Here is a 9,566-nt window from a genome sequence, read left to right on the forward strand (position 1 = left end):
GCACGCGCATCAGGACTGTCTCCGCCTGGTCGTCGAGCGTGTGCCCGGTCGCGATGCAGTCCATCCCCTCGCGCCGCAACACGTCCTCGAAGAATTCGTAGCGCAGCTTGCGTGCCGCCGCTTCCACACCCTCGCCGCCCGCCGCGGCGGCCGCGGCGGTATTGCCTTCGGCGCGCCGGAACTCGAGGCCGTGTTGTCCCGCGAGCCCCTGTACGAAGCCCTCGTCCGCCTCCGACTCCTTGCCGCGCAGCTTGTGGTTGAAGTGGACGACGGCCGCGACCACGATCCCCAGATCCGCGCGCAGCTCGAGCAGCACGCGCAGCAGCGCGACCGAGTCCGGCCCGCCCGAGACGGCCACGCCCACGCGGTCGCCCGCGCGCAGCAATCCTTGCTCGCGGACGTAGCTCGCTACGCGGTCCTGGACTGGTTGGTTCATAGCATGCTCGCGGCCTCGTGCTTCTCGCATTATGGTACTCCGCGGCCGGAGCGGCTATGCTTCGCTCATGGCGCGTCGCTCGTCCATCTGGTTCATGGTCGTGGTGCTCGCGGCTGCCGCCTGGGCCTATTGGAACACCCGCCAGCAGCCGCCGCCGCCCGTACCCGACTTCCACGCCGTTCCCGCGGGACATGTGCTGAGCGAGAACCACTTCTCACCCGCCGAGAACCTCGAGCAGCTCGATGTCGCCCGGCTCGAGGAAGCGCGCAGCACCATCGACATCGCGATGTATGCCTTCACCGACGACTATCTTGCTACCCGCCTGCGCGCGCTCGCCGCTCGCGGGGTCAAGATCCGGCTCTACCGTGATCGCTCGCAATACGAGCAGGAGCAGCGCAACGCCGCCGGACACAACGACACCTGCGCCACCGACCAGCTTCGCGGCGAGCCCAATATCGAGGTCCGCATCAAGGCCGACCGCGGCCGCAACATCATGCACCTCAAGGCCTACCTGGTGGATGGCAAGCTGCTTCGCGATGGCAGCGCGAACTGGTCGCCCTCCGGCCTGAAGTCACAGGACAACAACGCGCACTTCACCAACGACCCAGCCCAGGTCCGCGCCTTGCAGCAGGATTTTGAAACGATGTGGCAGCGCCCCGACAACCTCAGCCCACGCTGAAGCTGGCGCCGTTCGCCTTCCACTACCTTCTGGACGCGGGGCGGAGCCCCTACCGAAGTTGGGGACTTGAAGCCGGGGCGGGCATGGGCGTGCTACTTGAAGTGTTGCCAGCCTTGCGGCTTCAGCCGATGCATCCGGCCGCGCGCGTCTGCTACCCAGAGTTCTTTCTCGCGAACTATCTCTCCAATGTGAGAGATGGGGACGCCCGCGATCCGGCGTGGGACTTTCCTCCGCGATGGCGCGGTGAAGAGCAGCTCGTAGTCTTCGCCGCCGTGCAGCGCGAAGTCGATGCCCGCCGGCGCCGGCAGCGCCGGAGCATAGACGATCGCGCCCACTCCGCTCTCGTCGCACAAGTGCGCCAGGTCCGTCGAGAGGCCGTCGCTGATGTCGATCATCGCGTTCGCCACCCCGTGCAGCTTCCGTCCCACCGCCACGCGCGGCGTCGCCATCGCTGAAGCGACCTCGACTCTCTTTTTTGTGAATGACGGGCCTGCCCGCAACGACGCCACTCGTGCCGCCGCCACCCCCAACATCCCGGTGGCGTAGAGAGCGTCGCCCGGCCTCGCGCCCGAGCGCAGGATGGCCTTGCCTGCCGGCACGCGCCCCACGACCATGATGTCTGCCACCACTCCCGTCGAAGACGTCGACACATCCCCGCCCGCCAGCGTGACGTTCGACTCCATGGCGTGCGTCAGCAGGCCGCGCAGGAAGCCATCCACCCAGCTCTGCGGCAACTTCGGCGGCAGCGCCAGCGAGAGGAAGGCCGCGAGCGGCTCGCCGCCCATCGCGGCCACGTCACTCAGACCGCGCGTCAGGCACTGGCGTCCGATGAACCCTGCCGGATACCAATCCCGCCGGAAGTGAACGCCCTCGATCGACAGGTCGGTCGTCACCAGCGTGTCCGACCCGGCGCCCAGGCGCAGCACGGCACAGTCGTCGCCGATCCCATGAACGACGGCTGCCGACTTTCCCGGCGCCAACGCCTGCGCCATGCCGCGGATCTGCTCGATCAACTTAAGTTCTGGAATGGGCATTGCTTTCCCGTATGGTTCCCGGACTAGGTGTCCCGGCTTGACGTCTTTCCGGACGTCTTCCCGGACCAGCGTCCCGGCTTAACCAAACTCGTCCTGAGCCGTCTCACTATATAAGGTGGCCGGGCGAGCAAAGGGCGAGGGCGGAGCGGCCCTACCGCGTAGCCCGCGAAGAGAGACGACGCATTACCCTCGGCCATGACCGAAATCCACAGCCCGGATGTACTACCAAGTGGTTTTCTTTGCACTGACTTGGGGTAGAGTATCCAGCATCTGTTCTGCTTGACAGCCTGAGAACACCCTGTTAACTTTCTCAGGCCGTTCCAGGACATTCTGGCCTCAGGCCCTCAACGATCCAGCGCTAAGCGCGGGGTCGGCACGAAGCAGGAGCTACCAAGTCCACGGTAGCCATCTTCGGGCAAAGCATAACGGCGGCCTGAAAAAATCTGAGACCGTTGGTTGGTAGAGTTTTTCCGGAGACCCCCTTGCGGAAGCGCTACTACATTTTATTGGTGACTCGCGACGCAGAAGGCCAGCTGCGTAAGCTCCCCATTCCCTTGCATTATCTCTACGTCTTCATCGCCGGCGCGATCATCGGCATGTTCACCATCACCGGCATGGCCGGCTCTTATACCCGAATGCTGTGGAAGGCGCAGGCCTTCAACCAGGTCCGCGCCGAGCGCGAGGCGCTTCGCACCCGTTATACCCAGCTCGAGCAGGTGGCGCAGGAGCATGAGATCCAGGCCGCCTCGCTGGGCTCGCTGGCCAGCGAGATCTCGACGCTCTACGGATTGAAGTCCGACCCCATGCTGAGCCCGCAAGGGCAGTTCGGGGACGAAGCTTTCATCTCGTCGGTCGACCAGTTCTCCGCCCTGCGGACCTCAGCGATGTCAGGCGCGGCGACCGTGGGCATCGAGTTTGGCGACCGCAATGCGACCACGGCAGACTGGCTGCGACTGGCGTCTGCCCCGAACCTGTGGCCGGTGGAAGGTCCCATCACCGGCTCCTTCGGCGAGCGCAACGACCCGTTCAACGGCGAAGGCGCGTTCCACACCGGCGTGGATATCTCCAGCACATACGGCCACGTGGTCCTGGCGCCGGCCGATGGCATGGTCGGGTTCGCCGACCTGCAGAGTGGCTACGGACGCCTCGTCGTGATCAACCACGCCAACGGCATCTCGACGCGCTACGGACATCTCTCCGCCTTCAACGTCGCTCCCGGCCAGCATGTGCTCCGTGGCGACGTGATCGGCTACGTCGGACTCAGCGGACGCTCCACCGGCCCGCACCTGCATTACGAAGTCCGCATCTTCAATACCCCGGTCAATCCCTACAAGTACCTGCGCTTGAATATGGCGCAGGCCAAGCTGCACACCTTCGGCAGCGGCGCGGGCCGGTAAGCGCGCGCATTCATCTGACTCACCGCTGAGCAATCGCCAGCAGGTCCTTACGTAGCGGCCTCTGCCTTCTTCATTCCAGGATCGCCCCTGCCCACAGTAATCCCGGCGCCACCGCAGCCATGAAGATCGGGCCTCTTTGACTGCGGGGCTTGCTGGAATGCTCGGCGAGAGCCTTCGCCAACGCCAATCCGCAGGTGGACGAGCCCAAGTTGCCGGAGGTCCTGGCTACGACCGGAACCTTCTCCGGCGGAAGTGCGGCGCGCCGTAGGAAAATCTCCACGATGCGAGGGTTGGGCTGGTGGATGACGAAGGCGCTGGCGGTGGCGCGCCGGCGTCCGCTGGCGGCTTCGAGGTCGTCGAGGATCATCGCCATGCGGTCCGTGGCGGCGCGCGCCAGGGCCTCTCCATCGAACTGCAGCCTGATCGCGCCCTCCCCATCCGGACGCACCGCGAGCGCCGTGACGAACCCGCCTGCACATCCACCCACGCTGGCGAGCATCCGGTAAGCCTCGGAGCCGCCGTTCTTGAGCCGTTGCAGTACGAACGCGCTGGCCCCGTCTCCGAACAGGCCTCCGAATTCCCCCGGAACTCTGCCCGGCGCCAAGAGCCGGCGGTGGACGTCCGCCGAAGCGATCAGGATGCTGTTCGCCTTGCCGGCGGCGAAGAGAGCGTCGGCCACAACCAGGCAGTTGACCACGCCAGCGCAGGCGCCGCCCACGTCGAGCACGCCGCACGCCGGCGGAGCGAGCAGCGCCGAGTGCAGCGAGGCGCCCAGCGCAGGGACTCCAACCATGGTTTCGCTCGTTGCCAGGATCCAATCCAGGCTCGCCTCAGAAACCCCGGCCACTTGCAGCGCCTGCTGCGCTGCGACTCGAGCCAGAGAAACCTCGTCCTCCTTCGCGGATGCACGGCAGATAGTCTCCAGCCCTGCGCCCTGCGATAACTTTCCGGCGCTCAATCCGAATTCCTGCTCCACCTGCACGATGGCCACGCGCGTGGAACCGAGGGCCGCTCCCCATCCGGTCACGATCATTGCCGATCCGTCACCGTTGCTGGGCTTTGAGGCCCTTCCCACCGCAGGTTCGGTCGCGGCGGGCTGCGCGAACGCTTTCTGGATTGCTTCGATGGCGGTCTTAGTAGTAGTGGGTGGCTCAACCCCAGCGCGCTCGAGCAAGTCGGGCATATTCGTCGCGCGCTCGATGCCTGTCAAAACATCCACGTGTCCCATGGAGTCGAGTAGGCCGCTCTCCACCCAATCCAGATCGTCCTCCGGCATGACAGCTTCCGGCGGGAGGACGGCGCGCAGGCAGCGCTCCACCAAGGCTCGAATCTCTTCGGTAGTTCTCATCATCGCGTCCCCAGCCTTGCTCCAAACGTCATTGAAGGAATTCCTCCACCCAGTTTCTCTTCGGGACGGGGAAGAGCGAGTCGAGCATCAACCAGCATCGACCATGGAATGGACGAGTCAGCCCGATGCGGACGAACGGAATCGCGCTGGACAAGACATGCTCCTTGATCTGCTGGTTGAAGAAGCGCTGGAGTCGCGACCCGATATTGACGGTTCCCTGGCTCCGCTCCCAGAGATGGTCGATGAATCGGAGCCAATCATCGTCGACCACCGGAAGGCTGTCCAGCCGGTCGCCGGATGCCAGAAGCAACGCTGCACGAACATTCTTTTTGGGATAGTGGCTGAAGTCAAAACTTATATTTTCGATCCTGCAGCCGCAGATGGATCGTTCGCCGTGACCGGGCTTCACATAGGTAGCTCCGCTCGCCGTGGAACGAACAGCGCAACCGAATAGGTCCGCTCGCGATTCCCCTAGCTCAGCCTTCTGCAGCAGATCCAGCATCTCGTCCTCGGAGATTGACCCAAGCTTGCGGTGATTCGAGCACACGCGGTCCTCGAGATGCGGCGCGGCCAGGGACACAAGTTGCAGATCAAAGGCGATACGGTCGGCGCGCCGATAGGGGAAGGGCCGCCACGCGAATCCCCCATGGGGCATCGGTCGCAGGGAACAGACGCCGGCCGGGTTGGACATCAGCCCGATCACGCAGAAGCCATCCCCCATGCGCGTTACTTCGCTGATCAGGAGTTCGGACATGAAATCCGCGATCTCAGGCGGCTCGTTTTCGGGATTTTGGTTTCGGCGTAGGCTGCTCGACCGTCAAGTGACGCACGTGGACCGTGTGACCTTTGCCGCGCAGATTCTCAGCCAGCAACTCCGCCACCAGCCGGCGGTGGCATTTTTCCGGACCGGGCTCCGAGCACAACAACGCCAGTGGGCCGCCTTCAATGGGCACCTCCACCGCCCCCGGGAAATCGCGCTCCCGCATCAGAGCGAGGAATGCTGCCTCATACTGTGGCCAGTCTTTGCTGGCGCGATAGGCTTTGCGGATCTCCGGCGAGGGCGCGAACCGGGGCTCATGCGCGTACTCGATGCCCGCGAGGCGCTGGAGAAAAAAAGCGAGGTCAGGATGTTTGGCGAATGCGGAGAGCTGTCCGCCGCGGTTCCCGCGGATGTCGAGCACTCGGCGCACGCCGGCCTCGGTGAGCAGCGCGAAGAATTGTTCCGCAGTTTTGCCGGCGAAGCCGATGGTGCAGAGGGTCAACTCCATCGGGCTACCAGCGGCCTGCCTCCGCGGGTTCGATGCGGAAGGCCGCCAGCTTGGCCTGCGCGTCGTAAGCGCTCTCCAAGGCAGCGTCCCGATCACCGGAAAACAGCGACCCACCCGCCAACGCCCCGAAGCCGTTAGCCTTCAGCAAGCGGTCCTCAGCCTCGCGCTGGCTGTCGAGGTTCCCACCTTTGCGGATGTGCACCGGCTCCAGCCCCGCTATCACCAGTTCGGGAGAGATCATCAGGAAGCGATGGCACTGCAGCGGATCTTCCTCCGCGCACATCAGCGCCAGGTCGCGCTTCGCCAACTCTTGTTCCACGCGCTCCAAGCCCGCGCGGAACGCGTACGACTTCCGGCGCGCGCGGTAGTCCACCACGCCGTCGCTGGCGTAGGCATTCGCATCGTCCGGCCTGCCGCCCAACTCGTCTCCCAGAAACAGGTAGCTGATGCCGGCCTCTGGCAACATGCGCTCCAAGTGGCTGCGATCGAAGTGGGGATGATGGAAGCTCTGCGGCCGGCTGCGCACGTCAACGATCAGGCTCACGTGAGAATGCTCCAGCGTCGCCAGCAGCGTGGGAAGCTGCATGGCGGAGTGCCCGATGGTGAACAGGCGATGGGTCATGCTCGCGTTTTGCTCCGGTAAGTATCTGATTCTCGCTCAGCCGTGCTCCGGCTTCAAGGAAGGAATGCCGGGTTCCGCACTTCTGACGAACCGGACTACTTCGCCACGCGCTTTTTCGGCGCAGGACTCGGCGTCGGTGTCGGGACAGCCGTGGGCGCCGCCTGGGTCAGCGCCGGCGGTTCGCTGGTGATCTTTTTCAGGAATCCGGGTGGGATGGTCGCCGTCAGCACCGCGCTCTTCTCCTGTTGCTCGATGCGGATGCTGTCGAAGACCTTCTTCACGTCTTCATCGGTGCCCGAGGGCGTGGCGCCGGCTTCCATGTCTTTGAACAGGGCGAGCATGGTGGTGCAGCTCTCCACGATGCGCTGCGCCTGCACGCTATCGCCGGCCACATCCTCTAACCGCAGTTGCGCGCCCAGCAGCGGACGCACCGACCCGACCAGCGTAGTCCCACTCAGCACCGCCAGCGCCGGTGGCGCCGGTACACCGGCGTTGCCCGATTCGTCCCCGATGCGCGCCACCGCCCAGATCACGCTGCCCAGTGGGATGTGCTCGCGATACGCCGCCACGATGGCGGGCCCCGCGGCATGCATCGCTCCTGAACGATAGCGGTCGATCATGCGATGCAGCGGCTCGCGCGAATCGGTGTTCGAGACCGCCACGCGGTCCACTCCCAGGATCGCCACCTTCACCTGACGGTTTTCGTGGGGGATGAAGTAGACGTCGATGTCGCGATAACGCTCCGTGCCTTTGGCCAGCTTGCGCAGGTAGGCGGTGGCGCGCGCGATGTCGAAGCGGCCGATGAAGACTTCGGAGAAGCGCGTCTCCGCGGAGAGTTGCGGCCCCCCGCCCGGCGCGGGCGTCGGCGTCATTTTTGCGGCGTGCACGGCGAAGGCCGCCGCATCCAGATCGCGCTCGAACTGGAATCCGGTCGCGCGCACGAACTCTTCGTACTCCGGTTCGCGCGTCGCGGCGGTGCCCGAGAATGCGCCCAGGGTACGCAGCGCCTGCACGTCGAAGTAGACGACAGCGTCGGCCTCGGGCAGCAGACGCACCGCCTCCGGCGCGCGGCCGCGGCGCAGTAGCAACACAGCGGTGAGCGCGCCGGCGGCCAGCACCAGCACCACGACGGCGAGAACGCGCACCGTACGGCGACGAAGCATCATGCGCGGCGAGTCATCTGGAGGTCGGTCATGGGGGAGTCAGCTGGTTTCATGCGGCAACGGGTGAGCGTCCGCCGCGGCGGACGAGCAAACGAAGCAAGCCTGGCCAAGCGCTTCCGCCATCGAGTACAATCATAGCGAGGTCAGGAATCATAGCATTTGTGTTTTCGGTGACGGATCTCGCGTCCTGCGACCCCGCCCGGTCAACCCAGATAGGTTAGCCAAGTACGCTTAGGTTAACCACAAAGATAACAAGAAGGCCGCCGCAGCCGGGGTTTGCTTGCACGTCGAATGCCGTTATGCTACTTTTAATGTTTGTCCCGTGCGGCGGGAAGGTATCAGGCTGGCGTAGCTCAGCTGGTAGAGCATCTGATTTGTAATCAGAGGGTCACAGGTTCAAGTCCTGTCGCCAGCTCCAGGGATAGGGGTCTGGCCGAGCGAGCGCCGGCTGGATTTAACAAGCTCCGAATAAAGCAGCTCCGAATAAACGAACGCGCAACTCCTCAAGAGGAACACACTCCACAAGGATTCCTTTCCGTATGTGGTGGTTCTCGCGCAGAAGTCTGTGCGCGGGTTTGTGTTCGTTCGTGGACGCGCCGTGGAGCAGGGAAGCGGTTTCGCACAGGTGGCCGAGCGGTTAATGGCAGCAGGCTGTAAACCTGCCGCTCCTTGGAGCTACGGAGGTTCGAATCCTCCCCTGTGCACCAGGTCGGATAGTGAAACGGTTGCTGATTGCGCTGAGCGCTTACGGGGCCATCGCGCTGCTTGCGCTCTGGTTGTTTCCGGAGAAGCAGTTCCGCTATCCGGTGATCGGACTGATGGCGTTGTTCGCGTTCAAGTCGATCATGCATCGCAGGGAAACGCTGCACGACACGGAAGCAGCTATGAGTGGTGATGTGGAGGACGCGAACCAGGGTTAGTGGCTGATGTAGCTCAGTTGGTAGAGCACTCCCTTGGTAAGGGAGAGGTCATCGGTTCAATCCCGATCATCAGCTCCAGTAGTTTTACAGTCGGTCGGATGTAGGTAGCCGGGGATGTGGAAGGGCGGGAGTAACTCAGTGGTAGAGTCACAGCCTTCCAAGCTGTTGGTCGCGGGTTCGATTCCCGTCTCCCGCTCCAGGATTTATGCGCCCAATGGCATTCGAACAGGCAAAGCTCGCGGTCGGGAACGAAGTCGCCTTCGCCGAATTCAAGACGTTGCTCGAGAGCGCGTTCAGCGCCGCGAACGTCGAGCGGTTCCTGAAGTCGGTGAGCAAGCAGGGCCTGCGCGTGCGTCAGTTCGAGCCGGTACGCGATGCGGGCTTGCTCGACCGCTACCGCGGCGGCAAGAGCGTGGTCGAGTTGTGGAATGAGCTGACCGGCGCCGACCAGGGCCAGGTGCGCGAGATGTACCTGACCAGGCTGGAAGAAGTGGCGCCCGCGATGCGCAAGAAGTTCGCAAGACTTTATCAGTACGCATAAACCGCAGTCATAACCAGAACGTCGAGGGAATATGGCGAAAGAAAAGTTTGACCGGTCGAAACCGCACGTGAACGTGGGGACGATCGGACACATCGATCACGGCAAGACGACGCTGACGGCGGCGATCACGAAGGTTTTGCAGAAGCACAACCCGAAGA

General features: G+C 64.0%; 12 protein-coding genes and 4 tRNA genes. 9 read left to right on the forward strand and 7 right to left on the reverse strand.

The annotated features are described in order from the left end of the window. On the reverse strand, positions 1–436 hold a 436-nt coding region (tilS, locus tag M3P27_08215; GenBank protein MDP9268294.1), incomplete at its 3' end, for a tRNA lysidine(34) synthetase TilS. A gap of 67 nt (positions 437–503) precedes the next feature. Between tilS and M3P27_08220 the strand changes: the two genes are divergently transcribed. Further along, a complete protein-coding gene (locus tag M3P27_08220; protein MDP9268295.1) occupies positions 504–1,115 on the forward strand; it encodes a phospholipase D-like domain-containing protein in 612 nt (203 codons plus the stop codon). 92 nt (positions 1,116–1,207) lie between these two features. On the opposite strand, the gene thiL is transcribed toward M3P27_08220, so the two are convergent. Next, a complete protein-coding gene (gene thiL / locus M3P27_08225) occupies positions 1,208–2,149 on the reverse strand; it encodes a thiamine-phosphate kinase (GenBank protein ID MDP9268296.1) in 942 nt (313 codons plus the stop codon). Between the two features lie 509 nt (positions 2,150–2,658). Here thiL and M3P27_08230 point away from each other — a divergent pair. Then, positions 2,659–3,546, forward strand: a complete 888-nt coding sequence (locus M3P27_08230) for a M23 family metallopeptidase (GenBank protein MDP9268297.1) — start codon at positions 2,659–2,661, stop codon at positions 3,544–3,546. A 70-nt stretch (positions 3,547–3,616) separates the two neighbouring features. Here the strand turns inward: M3P27_08230 and M3P27_08235 are convergent, their stop codons facing one another. From M3P27_08235 to M3P27_08255, 5 genes are all read right to left on the reverse strand, one after another. After that, on the reverse strand, positions 3,617–4,897 hold the full coding sequence (locus M3P27_08235; GenBank protein MDP9268298.1) for a hypothetical protein: 1,281 nt from the start codon (positions 4,895–4,897) through the stop codon (positions 3,617–3,619). 25 nt (positions 4,898–4,922) lie between these two features. Continuing rightward, positions 4,923–5,648 carry a hypothetical protein gene (locus M3P27_08240; protein MDP9268299.1) on the reverse strand — a complete coding sequence of 242 codons (726 nt, stop codon included), beginning with the start codon at positions 5,646–5,648 and terminating at the stop codon, positions 4,923–4,925. Between the two features lie 13 nt (positions 5,649–5,661). Then, positions 5,662–6,162: a DUF488 domain-containing protein gene (locus M3P27_08245; protein MDP9268300.1), complete on the reverse strand. Its 501-nt coding sequence runs from the start codon at positions 6,160–6,162 to the stop codon at positions 5,662–5,664. 4 nt (positions 6,163–6,166) lie between these two features. Next, positions 6,167–6,784, reverse strand: coding sequence for a DUF488 domain-containing protein (locus tag M3P27_08250; GenBank protein ID MDP9268301.1), 618 nt, complete (start codon positions 6,782–6,784; stop codon positions 6,167–6,169). Positions 6,785–6,879: 95 nt separating this feature from the next. After that, complete coding sequence (locus M3P27_08255; GenBank protein MDP9268302.1) at positions 6,880–7,950, reverse strand: hypothetical protein; 1,071 nt, start codon at positions 7,948–7,950, stop codon at positions 6,880–6,882. A 339-nt stretch (positions 7,951–8,289) separates the two neighbouring features. Between M3P27_08255 and M3P27_08260 the strand changes: the two genes are divergently transcribed. The 7 genes from M3P27_08260 to M3P27_08290 form a co-directional block, all read left to right on the forward strand. Continuing rightward, positions 8,290–8,365, forward strand: a tRNA-Thr gene (locus tag M3P27_08260). A 201-nt stretch (positions 8,366–8,566) separates the two neighbouring features. Continuing rightward, positions 8,567–8,654, forward strand: a tRNA-Tyr gene (locus tag M3P27_08265). 9 nt (positions 8,655–8,663) lie between these two features. Beyond that, a complete protein-coding gene (locus tag M3P27_08270; protein ID MDP9268303.1) occupies positions 8,664–8,867 on the forward strand; it encodes a hypothetical protein in 204 nt (67 codons plus the stop codon). A 2-nt stretch (positions 8,868–8,869) separates the two neighbouring features. Next, positions 8,870–8,945: transfer RNA gene (locus M3P27_08275), tRNA-Thr, on the forward strand. A 46-nt stretch (positions 8,946–8,991) separates the two neighbouring features. Next, a tRNA-Gly gene (locus M3P27_08280) sits at positions 8,992–9,066 on the forward strand. Between the two features lie 15 nt (positions 9,067–9,081). After that, positions 9,082–9,408 carry a hypothetical protein gene (locus tag M3P27_08285; GenBank protein ID MDP9268304.1) on the forward strand — a complete coding sequence of 109 codons (327 nt, stop codon included), beginning with the start codon at positions 9,082–9,084 and terminating at the stop codon, positions 9,406–9,408. Positions 9,409–9,439: 31 nt separating this feature from the next. Continuing rightward, on the forward strand, positions 9,440–9,566 hold a 127-nt coding region (locus M3P27_08290), incomplete at its 3' end, for a GTP-binding protein (protein ID MDP9268305.1).

The sequence above is a fragment of the Acidobacteriota bacterium genome, from assembly GCA_030774055.1.
Lineage (GTDB): Bacteria > Acidobacteriota > Terriglobia > Terriglobales > Acidobacteriaceae > JACPNR01.